Below are 24,499 nucleotides of genomic sequence, written 5' to 3'. Positions count from 1 at the left end.
GGCATGGCGCGGATCGTGGTCATCGGCGCCGGCGTGGGCGGGCTGGCCACCGCCGCCCGGCTGGCGGTCACCGGGCACGAGGTCACCGTCTTTGAGCGGGCCGACACGGTCGGCGGCAAGCTCGGCCGGTACGTCCACGACACCCCCGAGGGGGCGTACCACTTCGACACCGGGCCGAGCCTGCTCACCCTGCCGCAGGTCTTCCACGACCTGTTCGAGGCCACCGGCGCGAAACTCGACGAATACCTCGACCTGGTGCCGCTGGACCCGATCGTCCGGCACGTCTTCCCCGGTGGCGGCCCCACCCTCGACTCCTGCGCCGACCCGGCCGAGTTCGCCGCCCGGATCGGCGCGGCGTTCGGCGACCGGGCCGCCACCGACTGGCAGCGGCTCTGGCGGCGGGCCACCCGGGTCTGGGCGGCGTCGCACCGGGACGTCCTGCGCCGCACGATCGACTCTCCCCGGGACCTGGCCGCGTTGGCCTGGCGGCTCGGCGACCTGGCCGCGATCGGCCCCGGCCGCACCCTGCGCGGCCTCGGCCGCCGCTACCTGTCCGACCCGCGGCTGCGGATGCTGCTCGACCGGTACGCCACCTACACCGGCGCCGACCCCCGCCGGGCACCGGCCGCGCTGGTCGCCGTCCCGTACGCCGAGCTGACCTACGGCGGCTGGTACCTTCGCGGCGGGCTGGGCACCCTCGCCGACGCGCTGCTGTCCCGCTGTCTGGACCTCGGCGTGGTGGTGCGGACCGGCACCACGGTCACCCGGATCGACGCGGCCGGCGGCCGGGTGCACGGGGTACGCCTCGCCGGCGTCGCCGCACCCGTCCCCGCCGACGTGGTGGTGGCCAACGTGGACGCGCTCAACCTCTACCGGGACCTGCTGCCCACCCCGCGCCGGCTGGCCGGGCTCACCGACCGCAGCCTGGCCGGCTTCGTGCTGCTGCTCGGCGTACGCGGCGACTCGGGGCTGGCGCACCACACCGTCTTCTTCCCCGACGACTACGACGCCGAGTTCGACGCGGTCTTCGGCGCACCGGGGCGAGGCGTACGGGCCCGGCCGGCCGTCGACCCGACGGTCTTCGTCACCGTGGCGGACGACCCGGCGGTCCACCCGGCGGGACACGAGGCGTGGTTCGTGCTGGTCAACGCCGCCCGCCACGGCACCGCCACGGGCGCGGTCGACTGGCGGCGGCCGGGGCTGGCCGAGGCGTACGCCGATCGGATCCTCGACGTGCTCGCCGAGCGGGGCGTGGACGTCCGGGACCGGCTGGTGTTCCGCGAGATCCGTACACCGGCCGACCTGGACGCGGCGACCGCCGCGCCCGGCGGGGCCATCTACGGCACGGCGGGCGGCCTGCTGCGCCCGGCCAACCGGGGCCCGGCGCACGGGCTCTGGCTGGTCGGCGGCTCCAGCCACCCCGGCGGCGGCCTTCCCATGGTCACCCTCTCGGCCGAGAACGTCGCCACCGAGATCGGCCCCGCCTGGTAAGGAGGCGCGGGCGGGTCAGCCGGCGTTGATCAGGGCGCGGCGGACGGCGGCGAGGAGCTGCCCGAGGCCGAAACCGGCCAGCAGCACCCAGACCGTGGCGGCCATCGTGATCGTGCCGGCGATCACCTCGGTGTCGATCAGCCCGGTGAGCCCGGCGACCAGCAGCCCGCCCAGGGCCACGCAGACCCGGGTGGGGCGCTCCCCCACCGTCACCGTGCCGATCTCACGCATCCCGGCGGCGATCGCCCGGGCCCGGACGTACTCGTGCAGCCAGGAGAGGCCGCCGGCCGCGGCGACCAGCGCACCCGGCGCGCCGAGCAGCCAGAACGCGACCAGCCAGGCGACCTCGCCGAGCCGGTCGGCGACCGAGTCGTAGACGTAACCGAGGCGGGTGGTGCGGTTGGTGACAACCGCCACCGCCCCGTCGGCGCTGTCCGCCACCGAGGCGAGCAGCACGAACAACGCGCCGAGGAACGGCCCGTCGCCCGGCCGCCCGACCAGCAGGGGGACGCAGACGCAGAGCAGCACCCCGAACACGGTCACCGGGGTCGGACCGACCCGGAGCCGGCCCAGGACGTATCCGAGGTGGTAGGCGAAGCGCAGCCAGGCGCGGACCACCGGCGCGGCGGCCCGGGGATCGAACCCGCCGTGCAGCCGCGCCCACGCGGTCGCGTACTGGTCCCAGTTCAGCTGTGTGCCCACCACGGGATCAACCGTAGAAGGCCGGCCCGGGTGTCGTGGGGCCGCTGGTCACACCCGTGCGCCGGCCCGCAGGTGCTGCCAGACCTCCCGGGTGGCGGTGGAGCGGTTGAGGGTGATGAAGTGGATCCCCGGCACACCCTCGTCCAGCAGCCGCGCGCACATCTCGCTGGCCTGCTCGATGCCGAGCCGGCGGACCGCCTCCGGATCCTCGGCGACCCGGGCGAACCGCTCCGCCAGCGCGGGCGGGAACGGCGCGCCGGAGAGCTGCACGGACCGCTCGATGGTGCCCAGCTGGGTCACCGGCATCACGCCGGCCAGGATCGGGGTGTCGCAGCCGGCCGCCGCGACCCGGTCCCGCAGGCGCAGGTAGTCGTCGGCGTCGAAGAACATCTGGGTGATGGCGAACGCGGCGCCCGCCTGGCACTTGCGGACGAAGTGCTCGGTGTCGCTGGCCACGTCGGGCGAGCGCGGATGTTTGTAGGGGAAGGCGGCCACCCCGACGCTGAAGTCACCGGCGTCGCGGACCAGCCGAACCAGCTCCTCGGCGTACCGCACGCCCTCCGGGTGCCGAACCCACTCGCCGCCGGGATTGCCCGGCGGATCGCCGCGCACGGCCAGCACGTTGCGGACGCCGACGGAGGCCAGCCGGCCGATGACGTGCCGCAGCTCGGCGACCGAGTGGTTGACCGCGGTCAGGTGTGCCATCGGCAGCAGGGTGGTCTCGGTGGCGATCCGCTCGGTCACCGCGACCGTGGTGTCCCGGGTCGAGCCGCCCGCGCCGTAGGTGATCGAGACGAACGAGGGGCGCAGCGGCTCCAACTCGCGGATGGCCTGCCAGAGCAGACGTTCCCCCTGCGGCGTCTTGGGCGGGAAGAACTCGAACGAGAAGGTCGGCTGGCCGGCACGGATCAGCTCCCCGATAGCCGGTTGCGGGTTGGGAAGGACCGAGGGAAGACCGAGCGCCACGGATCGACTGTAGCCGTGATCTTTCCCCGTACCCAGGGTCTTCCCAGCTTGCGAGCACGGGCATGAGGAACGTCGTACCCCGGGGTAGAAACGGCGGCAGCGCGGTGGGGCCGGGCGGTGGCCGGCCCCGGGGGCCCGCGTGGGGGTCAGCAAGATCGGCGGCGCGTCGGTCCGGCACTGCCGGCGTGCGCGCCGTCGCCCGCGCCGACACCCCGGAGGACCGATGACCTCGTTCCCGCCATCCGAGCCGCGGCCGCTCGGGCAGCTCCTGACCGAGCTGCGGTCCACGCGCGGCTGGAGCCAGCAGCGGGTCGCCGCCGAGCTCTGTGCCGCCTCCGGCGTGCCGACGCTGACCAGACACGAGGTCTCCCGATGGGAGCGGCAGTGCCGGCTGCCCGGCGACTTCTGGTCGGGCTGGCTCGCGCGGGTCCTCGGGGTACCGGGCGAGCTGCTCGCCGAGGCCGCCGCGCACAGCCGCCGACTCCGTCCGGTCCGGCTCGCCCCGGGGGTCGGCCAACTCGTCGCGGTACGCCGTCGGCTGGCCGCGCGCCGCGACGGGCCGGCGGCCCGCCGGTACGCCGGCCGGCTCGCCGTGGCCCGCCCGTACCTGCCGACGGGTGCGGCGGACGGGCCCGCAGCGGCGGGATCCCGACGCCCCGCCCGGCAGAGCGACATGGGGGGACGACACGTCCGGCGGGACCGGCTAGCGTCGTGGCGTGACCCACGCTGCTCCCGTCTCCCCCGTCGACCGCGCCGGCCTGCGCCAGCGGATCGACAAGGCCCTCACCGAGTTCCTCGCCGGCCAGCGCGCCTGGCTGACCGCAGTCGACGACGGTCTGGCACCGGTCGCCGAGGCGATCGAGGCGTTCGTGCTGGGGGGTGGAAAGCGGCTGCGCCCGGCGTTCGCGTACTGGGGCTACCGGGGGGCCGGCGGGGTCGACTCCGACCAGGTGGTGGCCGCCCTCGCCGCGCTGGAGTTCGTGCAGGCCAGCGCCCTGATGCACGACGACCTGATGGACCGCTCGGACACCCGGCGCGGCGAGCCGGCGGTGCACCGGCGCTTCGCGGCCCGGCACCGTGCGGCCGGCTGGGGCGGCGACCCGGACGGATTCGGCGACGCGGCGGCGATCCTCCTCGGCGACCTCTGCCTGGTCTGGTCGGACGAGCTGCTGCACTCCGCCGGCCTCGACCCGCGTACGGTGGCCCGGGCCCGCCCGGTTTTCGACAAGATGCGCACCGAGGTGACCGTCGGGCAGTACCTCGACGTGCTGACCCAGGTGACCGGGGACACCTCCCGGGAGCGGGCCGGCAAGGTGGCCCGCTACAAGTCGGCGAAGTACACGGTCGAGCGCCCGTTGCTGCTGGGCGCCGCGCTGGCCGACGCTTCGCCCGAGGTGCACGCGGCGTACTCGGCGTACGGGCTGCCGCTGGGCGAGGCGTTCCAGCTCCGCGACGACATGCTGGGCGTTTTCGGGGACCCGGAGCGCACCGGCAAGCCGGCCGGCGACGACCTGCGCGAGGGCAAGCGGACGTACCTGGTGGCGACCGCCCTGGAGGGGGTCGACGAGGCCGGCCGTGAGCTGCTGCTTCGCGGGCTCGGCGATCCGGGGCTGGACGTGGACGGGGTGACCCGGCTGCGCGAGGTGATCGTGGCCAGTGGAGCGTTGGAGCGTACCGAGCGGCGGATCGCGACGTTGACCGAGAACGCGCTCGCCGCTCTCACCGGGGTCGACCTGGACACCGAGGCCCGCCAGGCCCTGGTCGACCTGGCCATCGCCGCCACCCGCCGCACCGACTGACCGGCCGGGCCGGGCTGTCAGAAGCCGAGGGCCTGGGCGCGGCGTTTGACCTCGCGGGCCTGGTCACCGCCGAGGGCAACGGCCGGCGTGCCGGAAAGGGTGGAATCCTCCTCGTAGAGCCAGCGCAGCGCCTCCTCGTCGTCGTACCCGGCGTCGGCGAGCAGGTTCAGCACGCCGGGCAGGTGCTTGAGCACGGTGCGGTTGGCCACCAGGTCGGCCGGTACGCGGCGGATGCCGTCCCGGCGTACCGCGATCAACTCCCGGTCCCGGATCATCTGGTGGACCTTGCTGATCGACAGGTCAAGGCGCTCGGCCACGTCCGGCAGGGTCAGCCAGCCGGCCGGGTCGGTCGGTCCGGGCAGGTCGGCGCCGTTGGCGGCCATGTCGGCGGGTACGGAATCGGTCACCCGACCACCCTGCCACGCGCCTCGTCGGCCCGGGCACCGGCACCCCCCGTCCCGCCACCGCCTGTCGAACCTGCCCGCGCCGACCCCGGCTGTAGCATCCTGTTCAACCTTCACCCCTTGGACACATAGACTGCCTGCCGATGGACACACAGGTCGCCGACACGTTGCTGGGCTCGCTGATCGACGGGCGCTACCGCATTCGCGGTCGCGTGGCCCGTGGCGGCATGGCGACCGTGTACACCGCCACCGACGAGCGCCTCGAACGCACCGTGGCGGTCAAGATCATTCACCCGACCCAGGCCCCCGACGCCCGGTCCCGGATGGCCGGCTTCGTCGAGCGATTCACCGACGAAGCGAAGACCATCGCCCGGCTGACCCATCCCAACGTGGTAGCGGTCTACGACCAGGGCACCCACGGCGGCCTCCCCTACCTGGTGATGGAGTACGTCCGGGGCCGCACCCTGCGCGACGTCCTCGCCGAGCGGCGCCGACTCAACCCGGACGAGGCCCTCGCGATCGCCGAACAGATGCTCGCCGCGATCGCCGCCGCCCACCGGGCCGGCCTCGTGCACCGCGACGTCAAACCGGAGAACGTGCTGGTCGCCGAGGCGCCCACCGGCGGCACCTTCAACCTGGTGGACAGCGTGGTCAAGGTAGCCGATTTCGGGCTGGCCCGCGCGGTCGAGGCGAGCGCCGAGGAGGAGAACGGCAACCAGCTGATGGCCACCGTGGCGTACGTGGCCCCGGAGCTGGTCACCGCGGGTCACGCGGACCCGCGCACCGACGTCTACTCCGCCGGCATCGTGCTGTTCGAGATGCTCACCGGCCGGGTGCCGTACGACGGCGACCGTCCGGTGGACGTCGCGTGGCAGCACGTCGACCGGGACGTGCCCGCCCCGTCGACCCTGGTGCCGAGCCTGCCGAAGATCCTCGACGACCTGGTCGGCCGGGCCACCCGGCGCGACCCCGGCGCCCGGCCCGCCGACGCCGGCGCGCTGCTGGCCGAGGTGCAGGTGGCCCGGGACAATCTGGGCAACGTCAACTCGCACACCACGGTGCTGCCCACGGTGGGCGGCGAGACCACACCGATAGCCCAGCCCACCATGGTGGTGGCGGCGGTCCGCCCCGCCGAGCGTCCCGCCTGGGCCCGGCTGCCCGAGAGCGACGGGCAACGCCCGCACCGCCGCCGGGCCGTTCCTGCGGACGACCGGGGCGGCGGGCTGGCCGAGTTGCGCGCCCGGGTGCTGGGTTCGCCCCGCGGCCGGCTGGCGGTGGCCGCGGTGGCCGTGGTGCTCGGCCTGGTCGCCGCAGTCGGCGGCTGGTGGTTCGGGGTGGGCCGCTACACGGTCGCCCCGCAGCTGGCGAGCCTGACGAAGGCCGACGCGAAGGCACGGGCCGCCCAGGGCGGCTTCACCCTGAAGTACGCCGAGTCCCGCTACGACGAGAAGGTGCCGAAGGACAGCATCCTGCGGCAGGATCCGGCCGCTGCGGCCCGGATCGTCAAGGGCGGCACCATCACGTTGACCCTGTCGCTAGGTCCGGAGCAGCTGCCGGTGCCGGACGTGGTGGGCAAGGAGTTCGAGCTGGCGCAGACGGAGCTGACCGACGCCAAGCTGGTGGTGGCCAAGGGCCCGAACAAGTACGACGACGAACTGCCGGCCGGGGTCGTGTTGTCCACCAACCCAAAGGTGGGCACGATGGTCAAACCGGGCACGAAGGTGACCGTGACACTGAGCAAGGGCCGCGCCCCGGTCAGCGTGCCGAACCTGGTGGGCAAGAACCTCGACGAGGCCCGGGGCATCCTCGGCCAGCTCGAGCTGACCCTGGTGGAGTCGTACAAGGACTCGGACAAGCCGCAGGGTGAGATCATCGGGCAGAGCCCGGCCGACGGCGCCGGCGTGGAGAAGGGCGCCCAGGTCCGACTGGAGATCAGCAAGGGGCCACCGCAGGTGGCCGTGCCCCGGGTGATCGACATGCCCTGCGATCAGGCCAAGCAGCTGCTGGAGAGCCAGGGCTTCCCGACCAGCATCCAGGTCAACCCCAGCGGGGTGGCCCGCTTCCAGAACCCGGGCGAGAACACGCCGGTGCCGCCAGGCACCCCGGTCACGGTGACGTGCCTGTGAGCGCGAGGAGTGAGCCGGGTTTGCGAGCCCCGCAGTCGCGAACGAAAGGCGGCCCTGTGAGCGAGCGGCGGCGGGTTGGCGCGCACACCCCCACCTCGGGTGGCCTGGCGAAGGCGGCGCTGCCGTACCTCGACGCGACGGCCTCCGAGGTGGTGCAGGTCTACGTCTCGAACTCCCGTGGCTGGGCCCTGCCGGCGGGCGACCCGGCGCAGGACGCGCTGTTCCGGGACGGCTGCGGCGAGCGGGAGGTGCCGGTGTTCATCCACGCCTCGCTGCTGGTGAACCTCGGCTCCCCGACGCCGGCCACCGTCGAGCGGTCGACGCAGACCCTGGCGCACGCGTTGCGCCGGGGCCGGGCGATCGGCGCCGAGGGGGTGGTGTTCCATGCCGGCAGCGCGGTGGACGCGGGGCACGCCGAGACGGCGCTGCGGCAGGTACGCGAGGCCCTGCTGCCGCTGCTGGACGAGGTGGCGGCCGTCGGCGGGCCGATGCTGCTGGTCGAGCCGAGCGCCGGGGGCGGCCGGTCGCTGGCCTCCCGGGTGGAGCACCTGGGCCCCTACCTGGACGCGGTGGACCGCCACCCGATGTTGGGCGTCTGCTTCGACACCTGCCACGCCTGGGCTGCCGGCCACGACCTGGCCGCCGAGGGCGGGATGACCGCCACGCTGGACACCCTGGTCGCCACCGTCGGCGCGGACCGGTTGAGGCTGGTGCACGCGAACGACTCGAAGGATCTGTGTGGCTCGACCCGGGACCGGCACGAGAACATCGGCAAGGGCAGCATCGGCGAGCCGGCGTTCGCCGAGCTGATGCGTCACCCGACGACTGCGGGCGTCCCGATCCTGGTGGAGACCCCGACGGAGAAGCACCTCGGCCACGCCGCCGACATCGCCACCCTCAACCGCCTCCACCCCTGACAGCCCACCCCCGCCCCGACCGGGTCGGCGTTGATCAAGGAATTTGCGTCGGCCGTGTCACGGAATCCGACGCAAACTCGTTGATCAACGAAAGCCTCCGGTCAGGCGCGGAGGACGCGGGTTAGGGCCTGCGCGGCGCGGTCTACGGCGGCGTCGGTGACGTCCAGGTGGGTGACCAGGCGGGCGGTACGCGGGCCGAGCACCGAGATCAGCACGCCCTCCGCCCGGGCGGTGGCGGCCAGGGCCTTCGCGTCGAGCGGGTGCTTGGTCAGGTCGAGCGGAACGATGTTGGTGCGCACCGGTGCGGCGAGCACCCCGAACGGGGCGACGGCCTCGGCCAGCCGGGCCGCCTTGGCGTGATCCTCGGCGAGGCGCTCGACGTGGTGGGCGAGAGCGTACCGGCCGGCGGCGGCGAGGATTCCGACCTGCCGCAGGCCGCCGCCCATCCGCTTGCGGATGAACCGGGCCCGGGCGATCTTCTCGGTGCTGCCGATCACCAGGGAGCCGACCGGCGCACCGAGCCCCTTGGAGAGGCAGACCGACAGGGTGTCGAAGAGCGTGCCGTACTCCGCCAGCGGCACGCCGTCGGCGACGTGCGCGTGCCAGATCCGGGCGCCGTCGCAGTGCAGGGCGAGCCGGTGCTCGTCGGCGACCCGGCGCAGCTCGCGCAGGGTCGCGAGGGGGATCACCCCGCCGCCGCCCCGGTTGTGGGTCTGCTCGACGGCGATCGCCCGGGTCGGCACCGCGAAGTAGCCGTCCGGCCGGACCATCCCGGCCACCACGTCCGGGTCGATCTCCGCGCCGACGGCCGGCCAGGTCCGCGAAGAGATCCCGCCGTACGCGGCCGCCGCGCCGATCTCGTACGTGACGACGTGCGCGTCGGCGTCGCAGAGCAGTTCGTCGCCCTGCGGCACGACCAGTTGGAGGGCGATCTGGTTGGCCATCGAGCCGCTCGGGGCGAACAGCGCCGCCTCGTGCCCGAAGAGGGCGGCGACCTCGGCCTCCAGCGCCGCGACCGTCGGGTCCTCGCCGTAGACGTCGTCGCCGACCTCGGCGGTGGCCATGGCCTCCCGCATCCCGGGCGTCGGCCGGGTCACCGTGTCGGAACGCAGATCAACAAAGTCAGCCACAGTCATCCTTTCGGCTGCCGACTGCGGGGCTCGCAAACCCGGCTCACTCCTCGCGTCAGCCACGGAGCATCTCCGCCACGAGGAAGGCCAACTCCAGCGACTGCTGGGTGTTCAATCGCGGATCGCAGGCGGTTTCGTACCGGTCGGGCAGGTCGAGGTCCTCGATGCCCTGGGCGCCGCCGAGGCACTCGGTGACGTCCTCGCCGGTCAGTTCGACGTGCAGGCCGCCGGGGTGGGTCTCCAGGCCACGGTGCACCTCGAAGTAGCCGAGCACCTCGTCGACGATCCGGTCGAAGTGCCGGGTCTTGTAGCCGTTGGAGGACTCGTGGGTGTTGCCGTGCATCGGGTCGCACTGCCAGACCACCTTGGCGCCGGCCGCAGTGACCTTGGCCACGATCGGGGGCAGGGCGTCGCGGACCCGGTGGTTGCCCATCCGGCTGATCAGGGTGAGCCGACCGGGGATGTTGTCCGGGTTGAGCTTCTCGCAGAGCTCGATGGCCTCGTCGGGGGTGGTGGTCGGGCCGAGCTTCACGCCGATCGGATTGGCGATCCGGGAGATGAAGTCGATGTGCGCCCCGTCGATCTGCCGGGTCCGCTCGCCGATCCAGAGGAAGTGCCCGGACAGGCCGTAGGCCCGGTTGCCGGAGATCCGGGTGAGCGCCCGGTCGTACTCCAGTGCCAGGGCCTCGTGGGAGCAGTAGAGGGTGACGGTGCGCAGCGCCTCGTCCTGGGTCATCCCGCAGGCACGGATGAAGGCGATGGCCCGGTCGATCTCCCGGGCGATCGCCTCGTAGCGCTCGCCGGCCGGCGACTGCTTGACGAAGCCCTTGTTCCAGTCGTGCACCGCGTGCAGGTCGGCCAGCCCGCCGGCCAGGTACGCCCGGAGCATGTTCATCGCGGCGGCCGAGTTGGCGTACGCCCGGATCATGCGCTGTGGGTCGGCGATCCGGGCCTCCGGCGCGGCCTCCAGCGAGTTGATCATGTCGCCGCGGTAGGCGGGGAGGCCACGGGCGTCGGTCGGCAGGGACCGGGGCTTGGTGTACTGGCCGGCGACCCGGGCGACCTTGATCACCGGCAGCGACGCGCCGTACGTCAGCACGATCGCCATCTGGAGGAGGGTGCGGGCGTTGGCCAACAGGTGGCTCTCGGTGTTGTCGGCGAAGGTCTCCGCGCAGTCACCGCCCTGGAGCAGGAACGCCCTGCCCTCGCAGACCAGCGCGAGCCGCTGCCGGAGCTGGTCGACCTCGTAGGGCGCGACCACTGACGGAACGGTGTCGAGCACCTTGCAGACCTCGGCGACCTGGGCCGGGTCCGACCAGGGCGGCGTCTGCGCGCGGGGAAGCTCCCGCCAGCGGTCCAGGCCGAGGGCCGCGTCCTCGGCGGAGTCGGCGGTCGGACGGCTGGTCCGCAGTTGTGGGCTGCCCACCGCGGGGTGACTCAGCTGATGCCACTCATGGCGCATGAGAGAAAGCGTACGGCGACGGTGGTCGTGGCCTGTCGCCGAGGGGGACGGTTCCGGTGGTTGGGAGAGCACCGACACATTCCGGGCCGACGCCGCCCGTCAGGGGGCGGTGGCGGGCTTCGGGGTGTGGCCGCCCGGCGCCTCGGCCGAGATGCACCAGTCGGCGCCGCTGCGGGTGACCGTGAACAGCAGCGGCCGGGTGGCCTTGCGGGAACCGACGGCGACGGTGATCGCGGTGCTGACCTGCTGGCCGTCCGGGCCGGACCGGACGTCGGTGATGGTGGCCCGTGGCACGCGGAAGTGGTCGGCGAAGTCACCGTTGGGGCCGGTGGCGGCGGCGTCGAAGGCGGCCTGGGCGGGCGCGCAGAGTTGGCTGCGGCCGGCGTCGACGTCCTTGGCGGCCATCGCGTCGAGGTACGCCTGCACCCTGGCCGCCGCCTCGTCGGCCGGCGACCGCTGCGCCCCGCCCTGCCCGCAGCCGGTCAGGACGATCGGCAGGAGCGCGAGCCCGGCCACGCCGGCCAGCGGCCTCAGGTGCGTCATCGATCCTCCCCATTGACGCCGGCATCGGGACATGCCGAGCGGCGAGTCTGCCACACATCGACCCCGGGCCGGGGCTCCGCGGCCCGGCCCACCCCGACCGTCCCCGTGAACCGGTCCCGGCACGGCGGGCGGGGAGGGGCCGGTGTGGCCCCTCCCCGCCGGGTGGGTGGTGCGTCGGCCCTCGGCTCAGCCGAGACCGCCCTTGATGGCGCCGATCAGCTCGCCGTTGCTGGTGTCACCGGAGAGCTCCCAGAAGAAGGCGCCACCGAGGCCCTGGTTCTTCACGTACGTCATCTTTCCGCCGATGGTCGACGGGGTGTCGTAGCCCCACCAGTTGCTGCCGCACTTGGCGTACGCGGTGCCGCCGATCGTGCCGGTGGCGGGGCAGGTGTTCTTGAGCACCTTGTAGTCCTCGATGCCCTGCTCGTAGGTGCCGGGCGCCGGGCCGGTGGCGGTGCCGCCCGGCGTGGCCTGGGTGACCCCGGTCCAGCCACGGCCGTAGAAGCCGATGCCGAGCAGCAGCTTGTCCGAGGGAACCCCCTTGCCCTTGAGCTTCTGGATCGCCGCATCCGCCCAGAAGCCCTGCTGCGGGATGGGGACGTACGAGGTGAGCGGCGAGTGCGGCGCGGTCGGGCCCTGCGGGTTGAAGGCGCCGAAGTAGTCGTACGTCATCGGCATCAGCCAGTTGAGGTTCGACACCGCGCCCGCGTAGTCGGCCGCGTCGATCTTGCCGCCGTTGCTGCCGTCGGCGGTGATCGCGGCGGTGACCAGGAAGTTGGCGCCGAACTTGCTCCGCAGCGCGCTGACCACGTTCTTGAAGGCGTTCGGGCCGCTGCTGTCGCACTGCAGGCCGCAGGCGTTCGGGTACTCCCAGTCGATGTCGATGCCGTCGAAGACGTCCGCCCAGCGCGAGTCCTTGATCAGCGAGTAGCAGGAGTCGGCGAACGCGGCCGGGTTCTGCGCGGCCTGGGTGAAGCCGGCCGACCAGGTCCAGCCGCCGAAGGACCAGAGCACCTTGAGGTTGGGGTACATCTTCTTCAGCTTGCGGAGCTGGTTGAAGCTGCCGCGCAGCGGCTGGTCCCAGGTGTCGGCCACGCCGTCCACGCTGTCCGCCGCCGTGTACGCCTTGTCGTAGTCGGCGTAGCTGTCACCGAGGCTGCACCGACCGCCCGTGGTGTTGCCGAAGGCGTACAGGATGTGGGTGAGCTTGCTCGCGGACCCGCTGGTGTGAATGTTCTTGACGTGGTAGTTGCGGGCGTAGACGCCCCACTCGGCGAAGTAGCCGACCACCTTCTTGCCGCCGCTGGGCGGCGTCGTGGTGGGCGGGGCCGTCGTCGGCGGTGCGGTGGTGGGCGGGGCCGTCGTCGGCGGGGTGGTCGTCGGCGGGGCCGTGGTGGGCGGCGGAGTGCCGCCGCCAGCGCAGGAGGCACCGTTGACGGTGCAGTTCGTCGGCGCCTTGTACGCCCCGGTGCCGTTGTAGCCCCAGCTGAAGCTGGCACCCGGCGCGAGCGGGCCGGCCCAGCTCTTCTGCACCGCGACGTAGTGGTTGCCGCTGCTGGTGACGTCGGCGTCCCAGAAGGTGCTGATGGTGGTGCCGGCGGGCAGGTCGAACTCGATGCGCCAGGTGCTCACGCTGGCGCTGCTGCCGTTGGTGACGGTCACCTTCGTCTCGTGGCCGGTCCCCCAGTCCTGCACCTTGGCGAAGGTGGCGGTCACGCTGCCCGCGGCGGACGCGGTCGCCATCGGTACCGCCGCGATCGTCAGCGCGACCACGGCACCGGTGGCCCAGAGGGCCCGGCGGAGCGATCTCTTCATGCGGCGCCTCCCAAACGGTTAGGAAAGTTTCCTAATTGATTGCTGAGACGCTACTCAGACCGTCATCACTTCGTCAAGATGCAGATGCTTCGATTTGTCGCCGCCCGCGCCGTCCGGCCCGCGCGGTGCGTAACCTCACCTCATGAGCGTTTTCGACGTAAGGATCGACGCCCTCTCCGGCGGCCCGGCCGAGCTCGGGCGGTACCGCGGCCGCGCCCTGCTGGTGGTAAACGTGGCCTCCCGGTGCGGCCTGACCCCGCAGTACGCCGGCCTGCAGGCCCTCGCCGACGAGTACGCCGACCGAGGCCTGACCGTGCTCGGGGTGCCGTGCAACCAGTTCGCCGGCCAGGAACCCGGCACGGACGCGGAGATCGAGGAGTTCTGCCAGGTCAACTACGGCGTGACGTTCCCGCTGACGGAGAAGGTCGACGTCAACGGGCCGGGCCGGCACCCGCTCTACGCCGAGCTGGTGTCCACTCCCGACGCCGAGGGACACACCGGCGACGTGCGGTGGAACTTCGAGAAGTTCCTGGTGGCTCCGGACGGCACGGTCGCCGCCCGATTCGCCCCGCAGGTCACCCCGGACTCCCCCGACCTGCGCGCCACCATCGAAAAGGTCCTCCCGGCCTGACTGATGACGGCGGCGGGCCCGGGGCGTCACCGCGCCCCGGGCCCGCCCCGGCCGGATCGGGTCAGGTGCAGCGTCGGCCGTTGAGGGTGAAGGACGTCGGCACCGGGTTCGAGCCGGTCCAGGCGCCGTTGAAGCCGAGGAAGACCGAGGCACCCGGCTCGATCCGCGCGTTCCAGCTCAAACTCTCCGCCGTCACGGACGCGCCCGTCTGCCGCCAGTCCGCCGACCAGCCGTGGGTGACCTCCTGGCCGGCGGCCGGGAAGTCGAAGCCGAGCCGCCAGCCGTTAGTCGCCGTGGTGCCGGTGTTGGCGATGACGACCTGCGCGGTGAACCCGCCCGGCCAATCCCCCGGCACCGTGTAGGAGACCTGGCAGTCACCCTTCGGGGCGGGCGGCAGCACCAGGTGCGTGATCGAGTTGGCCGGGAAGGTGGCGGTGAAGCCGCTCGGCGTGACCGCCTGGTCAGCCGCGCGGACGATCCCGGCGAGGTTCGCCTCGCTGTAGCGGTAGACCTGGGCGGTGGTGGCGGAGACGCCGGCCAGGGACACCGCGCTGGTCAGGTCGTCGCCGGACTTGTTCACCACGACCAGGGTGAGCGCCTTGTCGCTGGCGCGCTCGGCCGCGTACACCGCCAGTTTGCCCTGGTCGGCGCTCGTGGCCGACACGGAGGTCTCGCCGAACGCGCCGCCGGCGCCGTCATAGTTGCGGTAGATCCGGAAGGCGTTGGCGACCGGCTGGTCCGCCGACGGGGCGGTCCACAGGTTGGCCAGGTCGAGCCCCTCGCGGCCGAAGATGCCCAACACGTCCGCCTCGGCGAGCGCCCCGTTCATGGACCCGTACCCGCCCCAGTTGTACTCGGTGATCGCGAGCTTGGTGCCCGGGTAGTGCTGGTCGACCATGTCCCGCAGCCGCGGGATGAACCGCACCGGCTGGTTGATCCAGCTCTCGTCCACGTACGTCGGGTCCCAGAGCTGGCGGGTGGAGCGCAGCCGCAGCGCCTGGGTGGCCGCGTCACCGGCCGCGTCACCGAACACCCCGGACTGCTGGGGGTAGATGTGGATGTCGAAGTAGTCGAGGATGCGGGTGCCGTGCCGCTCCTCGTACTCGCGCATCCGGTCCAGATACCAGGGGCCGAGGTCCTGGCCGCCGTGCGCGGCCTTGTCCGGCGGGTTCCCCCAGCAGCCGGTACGGCTGCAGACGTCCTGGTCCAGCCCGGAGAAGACGGTCGAGTTGAGCCCCCAGCCGACCGGGCCGAGGGTCTTCGCGCCCGGGTCGGCGGCCTTGATCGCGGCGGCGTACTCGTAGGTGCGGTCACGCAGTTCGTCGTAGCCCAGCCCGGTCGGGCGGACGTCGCGGTGGGTGGAGTGCCACAGGTCCGGCTCGTTGTCCAGGTCGTAGAACTGGACGCCGCCGTTCGCCGCCGAGCCGAACTGTCCCTTGAGGTGGGTGATCCAGTCGGCGACGTACTCCGGGCCGACCGCGACGCTGGTGTCCGTCGGGTCGTTGCCGGTGATCGGGGTGCCGTCCGGCTTCCTACCGTTGCCGCAGTCCGGCGCCCAGTAATCGGTCGACTCCTGCGGCCCGTACTTGGCCACGCTGAAGCTGCAGGAACGGGCCCGGTCCTTGGCGATCCAGCCGATCATCGGAACGGTCATCACGGTCTGCGTGCCGGTGGCCTTGTTCTGCTGGACGAAGCGGTCGGTCTCCGAGCCCTTCGGCAGGCTGGCCGGGTCCGGGTTGTCGTTCGGGATGTTCTCGAAGTACCAGTCCGAGGCGCGGTTGGTGGTGTCGGTGCGGAAGTTGTAGCGGGTGGTGTGGTTGCCGCCGTACCGGTGCACCGGCAACCGGATGTCCCGGGCCAGGGCCTCGTCGGCGAAGTTCATCCCATAGATGTATGGGCTGATCGAATGTCGATCGGCGGTGGCGTCGACGGTCAGGGCGGGGCCGGCGACGGCCAGGGCGGGTTCCGGCAGGGCCAGGCCGCCGAGGGCGGCGGCCAGCACGACCGGGAGCAGTGCTGTGGTGGGACGCACGAGCTTTCCTTCCTGAAGGAATCGAAGCTCGCCGTTGGGAGCGCCTGCCCAGGATCACGTTTCCCCGTCCGGCCGTCAATCCCGACCGCACGTCACTCCCGGCGGTACGGCAGTCCCGGCGGCACGGCAGTCCCGGCCGTGCGGCGGGCCGCGCCGATCGCGGACGAGGATCGGCGCGGCCCGTGCGTCCGCCCCCGGCTCAGCCCGCGGCGGAGCGGAAGACCGGGTAGTAGCCGCCGGACTGCCCGGCGGCCGTCGGGTGGTACGAGATGGTGAGGTTGAGGAAGTTCAAAGCGTGCAGCCACTTTTCGCCGTAGCTGCACAACTGGTGGCCGACGAAGATCGACCGGACGTCGGCGAACGTGAAACCGGCCGAGGTGGCGGCCGTCTTCGTGATGTCGTCCACCAGGTTGATGCCCTCATTGATCTTCGCGCGGGAGGTCTCGGTGAGCCCGACGCAGACCATGCCGAGCTGGTAGAAGACCGGGTAGCCGACGACCACCACCCGCGCCGAGGGTGCCTTGCTCTTGATGCCGTTGTAGACGTTGGCGAGCTTGCCGGGCAGCTCGCTGCGGGCCTTGTTCTCGGCCGCCTGGATGGCGGCCACACACTGGCTCTCGCCCTGCAGGACGCAGGTGGTCATGATGTTGGAGAAGCCCACGTCATTGCCGCCGATGGTGACGCTGACCAGGGTGGTGGTCGACGACAGCGCGGAGAGCTGGTTGTTGATGACGTCGGCTGTGGTCGCGCCGGAGCAGGCCACCGAGCGGTACGAGGCCGGCTTGATGTTGGCGTTGTAGAGCGCGGGGTAGGCGTTGTTGCTGCGCATACAGGAGCCGCTCTCGGAGGTGTAGCTGTCGGCGCCGACGCCGGAGGCGTACGAGTCGCCGAGCGCGACGTAGCGGTCGGCCGCGGCGGCCTGGGCGGGGGCGGCCAGGGTCAGCATGATGCCGAGCGATGACGCCAGGGTCAGGGCGAGGGAGGCGAGACGGGATCTCCGCACGTGTCACTCCTGGGGGTGTGAAGTGATGGTGCGAGATTGATATCAATAGATTCGACCGAGGCGGAAGATCATCGATTTGCAGGGAGCGCCGATAGACCCTTTTGATCACAAATCAGCACCAGGGCAGGCCATGGAAGCGGTTGGACGCCGGTCGACGCCACTCCCCGCAGCCCGCTGCCCGGGGTGCTCGATCAACGGAGCAGTTGCTGGGCGACTATGAACCCGGACCCGCCGCTGACGCCGGCCCCCGGCCAGGTGCCGGCACCGAGCTGGTACAGCCCGTCGATCGGCGTACGGTGGCCGGGCTGGCCGGGCAGCGGGCGCAGCAGATAGTTCTGCGCCAGGTCCTGTGCACCGCCGTACGGGTCGCCCGGGCCGCAGTTCGGGTTGTACCGTGCCAGGTCGTCCGGAGTGGTGACGGCGTACGCGACGATCGCGTCGGGGATGTTGGGAATGTGCCGGCCGACAATGGCGATGACCCGGTCCACCACCCGCTTGGTCAGGTCGTCACTCCAGCTGCCGTCGCCCACCTCGATCACCCCGGCCGCGTCCCCGCGCGGGCGGATCGGCATCTCCAGCAGCTGCACACGAAGGATCGCCGCACCGGCCGGAGCGCGGCTGGGATCCCGCGCGGTCGGGCAGTCCACGGTGAACGTCGGGTCGGCGGGCAGCAGACCTGCCATGCTCTGCGCCACGGCAAGCGCGCATTCGTTCAGGCCGCTGGTCAGGTGCGGCTGACCGATGGTCGCGAAACGGGGGTCCGGCCAGCGCGGCGGTTCCCGTAGGGCGAGCTGGATCTGTACACATCCACGGCCGTACCGGTAACGGGCGGCCTGAGCGCGCAGCTGATCCGGGGCGTCGCCGCCGAGCAACTTGAGATACAGCTGGTCGGCGTTGGTTCCGGCGAGCACCGCCTGACGAGCCGCTATCCGGGTTCCGTCGGCGGTGACCACCCCGGTTGCCCGTCCATGCTCGACCGGGATCTGATGGACCTCCGCGCCGGTCACGATCCGCCCTCCGTGATCGGTGACCAACTGGGCCAGGGCGGTGACCAGGGCTTCGCTGCCACCGATCGGGATTGGCATGCCCGCAAGCATCGCGGCCTGGGCGAACAGGGTGACCCAGATGCCGCTGCCCGGCTCGTTCGGGGTACGCCCCGCGTGGAGTACCCAGGGAGCGAGCATCGCCTGCAGGACCGGCGAGGAGAACCGTGACACGGTGGTCTGTGCGGTGTCGAACAGGTCGACCGCGAAGGGGGTCAGCCCCGGTCCGTCGCCGCGGAGCAGCCGACCGACGGTGGCCATGGCCTCCGGCTCGCTGAGCTCGCGCGAGAAGAGTCCGAAGACGTCGTCCGCGTACGGCGCGAAGGCCGACATCCAGGCTGCGAAGGAGGGGCCGTCGCCGGGCGAGAGCTGGTCCGCCTCGGCCACCATGGCATCCATCGACCGGTGCAGGACGGCCGTGCGGCCGTCCGGAAAGGACACGCCTGTGGGCAGTTCCGTGTTGACGTAGCGTAGTCCGCGCGCGGTCAGCTCCCCGCCCAGTTCGGCCCAGACGGGGCCGGCGAGCAGCATTGGATGCGACGCGGAATACACGTCGTGCAGGTATCCCGGCAAGGTCATCTCTTCGGTGCGTACCAGCCCGCCGGGCCGGTCGTTACGTTCCAGGATCAGCACCTCGCGCCCGGCCCTGGCCAGGTACGCGGCGGCGATCAAGGCGTTGTGCCCGCTGCCGATGACAATGATGTCGTAACTGTCCACCGCGTCGCCCCAACGTTCGCCCGTTATCAGCATGCCGAGCAACGACGCCACTGTGTGGTAGTTACTCCCCGACCCGGAGCGGAGCGAGCGCGCCGCCATTGGTACAGGCATCCGTCACCTCCCGGGCCATGTGTTGTGCATGAGCGCGTCGGTAATGACACGGGGAAACGGTCCGCAGAGAAGACAAATGCCGACAGGGGAGGCCGCCGTGCCGGGTCGACCGCCCCAAGCCGTCGGGACCGCTTTACCACAGCGGGCAGAGCCTCTAACGTATCGATGACTGTCGTTTGGCCGTTACCCCTGGATACTCCCCACCACGCAGAAAGGAACCGACGATGAGAGCAGCTCGCCTCGTGGCGGCCCTGGCCGCCCTGCTGGCGGTGGTAGCCGCTCCGGGCATCGCCCACGCCGCCACCATCAGCCAATCGTTCTACGCCGACTCCGGCGATGCATGCCGGTACGGCGTAACCGAGGGCACCCTCGGCTGGCGCTACGGCACCGCTTCGCCGGCGCCGGTGCTCGGCGTCGACGTCAGCGGCAAGCTCACCGACCGACCGGTGCCCAACGCCCCCACCACCTGCGCCAGCGACGGGTACTACAGCAGTGCCACGTTCATCGCCTACGCCGGCACGGTCGAGGTTGACCGGCAGACCCGGGTGGCCGACAACAGCGTCGTGCCGTTCACGTTCACCCTGGGTGGCAACCCCATCAAGACGGGCATCAACCGCGTCGTGGTCCAGGTCTGCCGCAGCCCGGTCATCACCCTCCCACCCAGCTACTGCGGCACCCCGGTGACCTACCTGGCACCGCCTGTCGCCTGACCTCCCCCGCTGTCGCGCGCCACACGACACGGACGGCACCGCGGGCAAGCGCACGGAACCATCGGGGCCGGTTGATCACCGGCCCCATCGCGCACGGCCAATCGGCAGTCACTCTTTCCTGATGCTGGTCTGCCAGGTGCGGAGGGCCTGCTTGAGGCGGCGGTTCTCCTCCTGCGCAAGATCGAGCCTCCGGGCCCGCTCCCCCACCTCGCACGCGAGCCGGTGCAGCAGGGCGTCGACGTCCTCGGGCCGGTAGCCACGCCGGCCGAGCTGGGTACGCGGCAGTGGCAGCTCGCGGATGCGGCCCGGAGTGAGCGGGCCGGCGAGCGCGTTGCGGCTGCGGTAGACGGCCATCAGCCGGCGAACCCGTCGGGCAGGTGAATCCGCTCGGCCGGCACCCCGGCGGCGAGCAGCCGTAGCCGCGACCCGGCCACCATCAGCGGCGGCCCGCACAGGTAGACCTCCTGGCCGGGCCGATGATGCTCCATCGCCACGGTGAGCGCGTCGCCCCGCGCCCCCGGCTCGGCCAGCGGATCGTGCGAGAACGCGGGCACAATGGTCAGCCAGTCGTGGGCGGACTGGAGCTTGTCCAGGCTGACCGCGTCGTAGAGGTCGGCGAACGTGCGGGCACCAACGACCAGAGTCACCCGCCGCCCGGCCGGCGACGCGGCGACCTGCTCGACCAGAGCGCGCAGCGGCGCCAGCCCGGTGCCCCCGGCCACCAGCAGCAGGTCCGCCTCCGAGGCCGGGTCGAGAGCCAGGCCGGTGTCGTGCGGCGGGCCGAGCCAGATCGGGTCGCCGGGGCGTACCGAGTGCACCAGGGCGCGGGAGACGGCGGCGACGGTACGGACGTGAAACTCCAGGGTGCCATCGGGGCGTGGGGCGTTGGCCGGCGACAACCAGCGCCACCGGCCGGGCCAGCGTTCGGTGCAGACCAGCACCGCCTGGCCGGGCCGGAAGAGCAGACGTCGCCAGGGGCGTACGGTCAGGATGGCGAAGCCATCGGCGGCCCGGTCGTGGTCGATGACCTGGGCCGGCCACCAGGCCGGGCCGTCGCCGGCCCGCGCGGCGCTGTCGATCGCCGCCGCCGACGCCCGCCGGCCCGCTTGTGCCCAGGCCGCGCTCAGCTCGGGCGTCCACGGTGCGTGGCGGGCGACGGTGGCGGCCAGCGCGTCCTCGATGGTGAGCTGGTGCGGCAGCAGCCGGTAGCGGCGGTAGGCGCGGCCGAGCACGGCCAGCTGCGCCGCTCGCCCGGCTAGGTCGTCGCCGCCGCTGGCCAGCCGCCCCAGCGCGGTGAGGAACACGCCGGCCATCCGCTCCGGCAGCAGCCCCCGGCAACGATCCTCGACGGTGCACCAGAAGTCGTCGGCCGCCTGGCGGGCGTACCGCAGGGTGGCGGACCACGACGCGGCGAGGGCGGCGGTCACGAGCCGGCCTCGTCCGCGAAGGCCCGCCGCGCCGCATCGACCGCGTCGGCCGGCACGTCGAGCGCCCACAGCACCCCGGCCAGGTAGTCGACCACCCGGCGGTGCTGCGCCTCGGTCAGGCCCAGGCCGCGCCACGCCCCGACCGCCGGCCGGGCGATGTCGCCGGCCGGCCCGCCGAGGGCCACGGTGAGGGTCAGCGCCAGGTGCCCGGCGAGCCGGGCCTGATCAACCCCGATGAGGTACGGCGCAAGCTCCGCGTCCGCCGCCACCAGCCGCAGCCACCGGGCCACCGCGTCGCGCACCCCCGCCGGCCCCAGCCAGCCCTCCATCGGGTACGCCCCGAGGCCGGTCACGCCCACGGCCAGGCGTCCGGGTCCCCGGCCGCGACCAGCTCATCGACCCGTGCCTCGGTGAGCCCGGCCGCCCGCGACGTGCCCCGACCCCACCGGGCCAGCCGGCACGGATGTGCCACCCGCTCGCTGCGGCATAGTGGACCCGCCGGCCACCGCTCCGGCGCGTGCGTCAACACCGCCCGTACGGCCAGCGCCACATCCTCGTCGCTGACCGGAGTGAGCACCGGGAAGTCGTCCAGCACCGCCGCCATGAAGAGCCCTTCCGTCGAGAGTTGGAGCGGCACCGGAGCGGGCGGGGACGGCGAAGACGCGATCGGGGGAAACGCCCCGCCGGAGCCCAGCACCCGCCCCGGGCCATGCGTCCACCCTCTTGGCAGCGGCGTTTCCGCCACAGGGCAGCAACTTGGCGAAACAGTCGCGCAGATGTTGCATCACGATCACCGGTTGGAGTAACTGTGTAGTGCTGTTCAGTAACCGTCCGCAACGGAAGGTGCCGTGATGGCCCTGAAGCGACAGCGCCTCGCCCAGCGGCGTAAGACGGTCGGCCACACCCAAGAGAGCCTCGCGGAGAAGCTCGGCGTCGACCGCACCACCGTCGTCCGGTGGGAGCGCGGCGAGTCAGCACCTCAACCGTGGGTCCGGCTCGGGCTTGCGGAGGCGCTTCAGCTCGCCCCCGACCAGTTGGACGAGTTGTTGACCGATGCAGGGCGGGCGGGCTGCGGGCCACCGAGAACGTTGAGCACGAGCCGTGGTGCCGACGCGACAGCTGATGTGGTTTGCCAGGCTGCCGACGCCCTCGCCAATGACCCGCTGTTGCTCGCCGCGCCGATGTCGCATGACTGCATCGAATCCCTGCGGGACGACATAGCCGTTCTGGCTCGGACGGTCAGCATGGCGGCTGCCGACGTTTTCGCTTCCGCCCGCCAGCTCAGTACAGAGGCTCGGACGTTGGCTGAACAGACCCGACGGCCAGGCGACCTTGCCGACCTCTACTTGGTGATCGGCCAGGGAACCGCCCTGATGGCGTCGGCGGCCTTCGACCTCGGCTGTTGGAACGAATCGGCCGCGCTTGCCCGCGCCTCGAACCAGTACGCCGGCCTCGCCGGCCAGGCATCGCTGACGGTGTGGACGTTGGGTCTCCAGATGACGCTCGCAAACTGGCGCAACGAACCCGACGCTGCACTCGCGTACTTCGCCAAGGCAATGCCGAGCGCACCCGATGGCGAGCCGAAGTTGAGGCTTCGGCACATCGCTGCGCGGTCACACGCGTTGCTCGGTGACTCACCATCCCTGAGGGAGGCTCTACAGGACGCCCGCCGGGACCAGGAGCTCGCGGCGGAGCGTCCGGATGAACTCAGCGTGTCGCTCGGAGGCGAGTTTACCTTCGGGCCAGCCAGAGCCGCAGCTTGTGCAGCCGCCGCATGGCTCGACGTCGGCGATGGTGAAGAGGCCGCCAGGTGTGCACAGGAGGCCCTCGACGCTTACCACCACCTGCCACCTGCCCGGCGGCCATACTCACAGGTCAACGGCATCAAAATCGATCTCGCGGCCGCGCACCTTTGCATGGGTGACAGGGACGGCACCATCCAGGCGCTGGGCGACGTCCTGAACCTTCCCACCGAAAAGAGAAACACGTCGCTGACGGGTCGAATGACGAGAGTCCGGCACCTGCTGAGCGGATCGCCGTGGGACCACGACCAGGATGCTCGGCATCTCGCAGAGGAAGTCTCCGGATGGCTGGCCGAGAAGTCACCCGTGCTGATGGACTGATCGGTGCCACGCAGCCAGCACCCGAGCCTCCTTCTCCGGGTCCAGGCCGATCTCGGTGGCGCGCTCGTCGGCCCGGGCAGCTCCGCTGGTTTGGAGCCACTGCCAGGTGTCGGCGACCGTCTCGTGCAGCGGCCGGCAGCGCAGGCCGACGCTCTGCGCCTTGGTCGAATCGACCTGCCACACTCCCTCGAACGTGCGCCACAACGGCAGCTCCGACCACTGCCGCACGCCGTATTGAAGCAGCATGTCACCGGGAACCCAAGTGAAGACCGGAGCGGCACCGGTCGCATCGGCGCAGGCGCGCATCAGGCCGCCAAAGGTGGCACCGCCAACGGGGCGACAGACGTTGTACGCGCCGGATAGGTCATCGGTGATCGCGCGTAGCGCGAAGGTCGCGACGTCGCGCACATCGATCGGCTGAATCGTTCGGTTGGGCGAGCCGGGTGCCAGGACCTCTCCCCCGGCTACTACTCGTCGCAGCCACCAAGGAAGCCGGCCGACGTATTCGCGAGGACCGAGTATCACCCCGGGGCGTAGGAGAGTGGCCCGTTCCTCACCAAACGCTGCGGTCACCGCCGCCTCGCAGCCTGACTTCTGATAGCCGTACCGCGTTGGTCCGTCCTCCGTGTCGCTGCCGTAGCCGGGTCCGGCGTCGGGCGGGCATGGGAGCACGTCAGAGTTCTCGGTGAGCGGCTTCGCCGGCCAGTCTCGATAGACACTGACCGTCGACATGAAAACGTATCGGTTGGCGACCGGGGCGAGAGCAGTGGCCACCTCCAGCGCATTCGCCGGAACGTAGCCTGAGGTGTCCACCACGGCATCCCAAGGGCCAGCGGCGGCCAAAGCGGCCACATCCCTTGGCTGCGTTCGGTCTCCCCGGACCCGTCGTGCGACACCATGAGCCGAAGCCGAGGTGCCTCGGTTGAAAACGGTCACATCCCAACGGGCGTCGATAGCCGAAGTGACGATGGCGTGACCAACAAATCGGGTCCCCCCGAGCACCAACAGACGCATGGCTCCATCTTGCGCCCAGGCCAATCGCTAGCAAACCCCCGTGTCGCCGTACGGGTGAACGTACACAGCCAGGTACAGCTGAACGTGCACAGCGTCGCGCAGATGGCGGAGGCACGTCCGAGCCTTCAACCGCGCGCGCCCGCCAGCGGATTCAGCGAGACCCACAGGTACGGGCGGGCGGCCATCGTGGCGTTCCGTTACCTGCGAGCCGGCATCGACCCTATGCCGTATCCGCTTCTGGCTCCCCTCTGTGTCAAGACACCGCCGAGATCGGGGTTCTAAGCTGGGTCTCGGCGGGTCCGGGAAGTGACTTCTCCGAAGAGCCGGCTTGGG

General features: G+C 71.8%; 22 protein-coding genes and 1 pseudogene. 8 read left to right on the top strand and 15 right to left on the bottom strand.

The window, feature by feature from the left end:
* Positions 1 to 3 precede the first annotated feature (3 nt).
* A complete protein-coding gene (crtI, locus tag AB0C02_RS11745; protein WP_357544945.1) occupies positions 4 to 1,491 on the top strand; it encodes a phytoene desaturase family protein in 1,488 nt (495 codons plus the stop codon).
* A gap of 15 nt (positions 1,492 to 1,506) precedes the next feature.
* Here the strand turns inward: crtI and AB0C02_RS11740 are convergent, their stop codons facing one another.
* Both AB0C02_RS11740 and metF read right to left on the bottom strand, forming a co-directional pair.
* Positions 1,507 to 2,196: a CDP-alcohol phosphatidyltransferase family protein gene (locus AB0C02_RS11740; protein WP_357544934.1), complete on the bottom strand. Its 690-nt coding sequence runs from the start codon at positions 2,194 to 2,196 to the stop codon at positions 1,507 to 1,509.
* 45 nt (positions 2,197 to 2,241) lie between these two features.
* The gene (gene metF / locus AB0C02_RS11735) at positions 2,242 to 3,159 is read right to left on the bottom strand and encodes a methylenetetrahydrofolate reductase [NAD(P)H] (protein ID WP_357544923.1); all 918 of its coding nucleotides are present in this window, start codon (positions 3,157 to 3,159) and stop codon (positions 2,242 to 2,244) included.
* Positions 3,160 to 3,382: 223 nt separating this feature from the next.
* Here metF and AB0C02_RS11730 point away from each other — a divergent pair.
* Positions 3,383 to 3,607: pseudogene (locus AB0C02_RS11730) on the top strand (helix-turn-helix transcriptional regulator); the annotation flags it as partial.
* Between the two features lie 268 nt (positions 3,608 to 3,875).
* Entirely contained in the window at positions 3,876 to 4,958 is a 1,083-nt protein-coding gene (locus AB0C02_RS11725) for a polyprenyl synthetase family protein (protein WP_357544912.1), read from the top strand.
* A 17-nt stretch (positions 4,959 to 4,975) separates the two neighbouring features.
* On the opposite strand, the gene AB0C02_RS11720 is transcribed toward AB0C02_RS11725, so the two are convergent.
* On the bottom strand, positions 4,976 to 5,341 hold the full coding sequence (locus AB0C02_RS11720; RefSeq protein WP_357546282.1) for an Rv2175c family DNA-binding protein: 366 nt from the start codon (positions 5,339 to 5,341) through the stop codon (positions 4,976 to 4,978).
* Positions 5,342 to 5,505: 164 nt separating this feature from the next.
* On the opposite strand from AB0C02_RS11720, the gene pknB reads away from it, so the two are divergent.
* Complete coding sequence (gene pknB, locus AB0C02_RS11715) at positions 5,506 to 7,488, top strand: Stk1 family PASTA domain-containing Ser/Thr kinase (protein ID WP_357544908.1); 1,983 nt, start codon at positions 5,506 to 5,508, stop codon at positions 7,486 to 7,488.
* Between the two features lie 56 nt (positions 7,489 to 7,544).
* On the top strand, positions 7,545 to 8,405 hold the full coding sequence (locus AB0C02_RS11710) for a deoxyribonuclease IV (RefSeq protein ID WP_357544900.1): 861 nt from the start codon (positions 7,545 to 7,547) through the stop codon (positions 8,403 to 8,405).
* A 101-nt stretch (positions 8,406 to 8,506) separates the two neighbouring features.
* Here AB0C02_RS11710 and AB0C02_RS11705 read toward each other — a convergent pair whose 3' ends face one another.
* From AB0C02_RS11705 to AB0C02_RS11690, 4 genes are all read right to left on the bottom strand, one after another.
* Positions 8,507 to 9,541 carry a GntG family PLP-dependent aldolase gene (locus tag AB0C02_RS11705; protein ID WP_357544890.1) on the bottom strand — a complete coding sequence of 345 codons (1,035 nt, stop codon included), beginning with the start codon at positions 9,539 to 9,541 and terminating at the stop codon, positions 8,507 to 8,509.
* Positions 9,542 to 9,590: 49 nt separating this feature from the next.
* Positions 9,591 to 10,997 (bottom strand): class II 3-deoxy-7-phosphoheptulonate synthase, encoded by a 1,407-nt coding sequence (locus AB0C02_RS11700; protein ID WP_357544880.1) that lies wholly within the window; start codon positions 10,995 to 10,997, stop codon positions 9,591 to 9,593.
* Positions 10,998 to 11,096: 99 nt separating this feature from the next.
* Complete coding sequence (locus AB0C02_RS11695; protein WP_357544872.1) at positions 11,097 to 11,540, bottom strand: hypothetical protein; 444 nt, start codon at positions 11,538 to 11,540, stop codon at positions 11,097 to 11,099.
* Positions 11,541 to 11,726: 186 nt separating this feature from the next.
* Positions 11,727 to 13,355 (bottom strand): glycosyl hydrolase family 18 protein, encoded by a 1,629-nt coding sequence (locus AB0C02_RS11690; RefSeq protein WP_357544868.1) that lies wholly within the window; start codon positions 13,353 to 13,355, stop codon positions 11,727 to 11,729.
* A gap of 142 nt (positions 13,356 to 13,497) precedes the next feature.
* Between AB0C02_RS11690 and AB0C02_RS11685 the strand changes: the two genes are divergently transcribed.
* Entirely contained in the window at positions 13,498 to 13,986 is a 489-nt protein-coding gene (locus AB0C02_RS11685) for a glutathione peroxidase (RefSeq protein WP_357544858.1), read from the top strand.
* A 61-nt stretch (positions 13,987 to 14,047) separates the two neighbouring features.
* Here AB0C02_RS11685 and AB0C02_RS11680 read toward each other — a convergent pair whose 3' ends face one another.
* From AB0C02_RS11680 to AB0C02_RS11670, 3 genes are all read right to left on the bottom strand, one after another.
* Positions 14,048 to 16,018 (bottom strand): glycoside hydrolase family 44 protein, encoded by a 1,971-nt coding sequence (locus AB0C02_RS11680; protein WP_357544848.1) that lies wholly within the window; start codon positions 16,016 to 16,018, stop codon positions 14,048 to 14,050.
* A 199-nt stretch (positions 16,019 to 16,217) separates the two neighbouring features.
* Positions 16,218 to 17,021: an SGNH/GDSL hydrolase family protein gene (locus AB0C02_RS11675; protein ID WP_357544835.1), complete on the bottom strand. Its 804-nt coding sequence runs from the start codon at positions 17,019 to 17,021 to the stop codon at positions 16,218 to 16,220.
* A gap of 191 nt (positions 17,022 to 17,212) precedes the next feature.
* A complete protein-coding gene (locus tag AB0C02_RS11670) occupies positions 17,213 to 18,814 on the bottom strand; it encodes an NAD(P)/FAD-dependent oxidoreductase (protein WP_357546275.1) in 1,602 nt (533 codons plus the stop codon).
* Positions 18,815 to 19,116: 302 nt separating this feature from the next.
* On the opposite strand from AB0C02_RS11670, the gene AB0C02_RS11665 reads away from it, so the two are divergent.
* Positions 19,117 to 19,602 carry a hypothetical protein gene (locus AB0C02_RS11665; protein ID WP_357544821.1) on the top strand — a complete coding sequence of 162 codons (486 nt, stop codon included), beginning with the start codon at positions 19,117 to 19,119 and terminating at the stop codon, positions 19,600 to 19,602.
* A 108-nt stretch (positions 19,603 to 19,710) separates the two neighbouring features.
* Here the strand turns inward: AB0C02_RS11665 and AB0C02_RS11660 are convergent, their stop codons facing one another.
* From AB0C02_RS11660 to AB0C02_RS11645, 4 genes are read right to left on the bottom strand one after another with little or no spacing between them, the layout of a single operon-like run.
* A complete protein-coding gene (locus tag AB0C02_RS11660) occupies positions 19,711 to 19,956 on the bottom strand; it encodes a hypothetical protein (RefSeq protein ID WP_357544817.1) in 246 nt (81 codons plus the stop codon).
* Complete coding sequence (locus AB0C02_RS11655) at positions 19,956 to 21,029, bottom strand: oxidoreductase (protein ID WP_357544813.1); 1,074 nt, start codon at positions 21,027 to 21,029, stop codon at positions 19,956 to 19,958. Before AB0C02_RS11655 ends, AB0C02_RS11660 begins: the two co-directional genes overlap by 1 nt.
* Positions 21,026 to 21,388 carry a hypothetical protein gene (locus tag AB0C02_RS11650; RefSeq protein WP_357544811.1) on the bottom strand — a complete coding sequence of 121 codons (363 nt, stop codon included), beginning with the start codon at positions 21,386 to 21,388 and terminating at the stop codon, positions 21,026 to 21,028. Before AB0C02_RS11650 ends, AB0C02_RS11655 begins: the two co-directional genes overlap by 4 nt.
* Positions 21,379 to 21,633 carry a hypothetical protein gene (locus AB0C02_RS11645; RefSeq protein ID WP_357544809.1) on the bottom strand — a complete coding sequence of 85 codons (255 nt, stop codon included), beginning with the start codon at positions 21,631 to 21,633 and terminating at the stop codon, positions 21,379 to 21,381. The genes AB0C02_RS11650 and AB0C02_RS11645 overlap by 10 nt, the downstream gene beginning before the upstream one ends.
* 247 nt (positions 21,634 to 21,880) lie before the next feature.
* On the opposite strand from AB0C02_RS11645, the gene AB0C02_RS11640 reads away from it, so the two are divergent.
* Positions 21,881 to 23,152: a helix-turn-helix domain-containing protein gene (locus tag AB0C02_RS11640; RefSeq protein WP_357544806.1), complete on the top strand. Its 1,272-nt coding sequence runs from the start codon at positions 21,881 to 21,883 to the stop codon at positions 23,150 to 23,152.
* Here the strand turns inward: AB0C02_RS11640 and AB0C02_RS11635 are convergent.
* Entirely contained in the window at positions 23,132 to 24,166 is a 1,035-nt protein-coding gene (locus AB0C02_RS11635; RefSeq protein WP_357544790.1) for an NAD-dependent epimerase/dehydratase family protein, read from the bottom strand. The two genes, AB0C02_RS11640 and AB0C02_RS11635, sit on opposite strands and share 21 nt — an antisense overlap.
* Positions 24,167 to 24,499 lie beyond the last annotated feature (333 nt).

The sequence above is a fragment of the Micromonospora sp. NPDC048999 genome, from assembly GCF_040649295.1.
Classification (GTDB): Bacteria; Actinomycetota; Actinomycetes; order Mycobacteriales; family Micromonosporaceae; genus Micromonospora.
The sequence above is the reverse complement of the archived record's forward strand: the minus strand, read 5'-3'. Positions and strand labels throughout refer to the sequence as shown.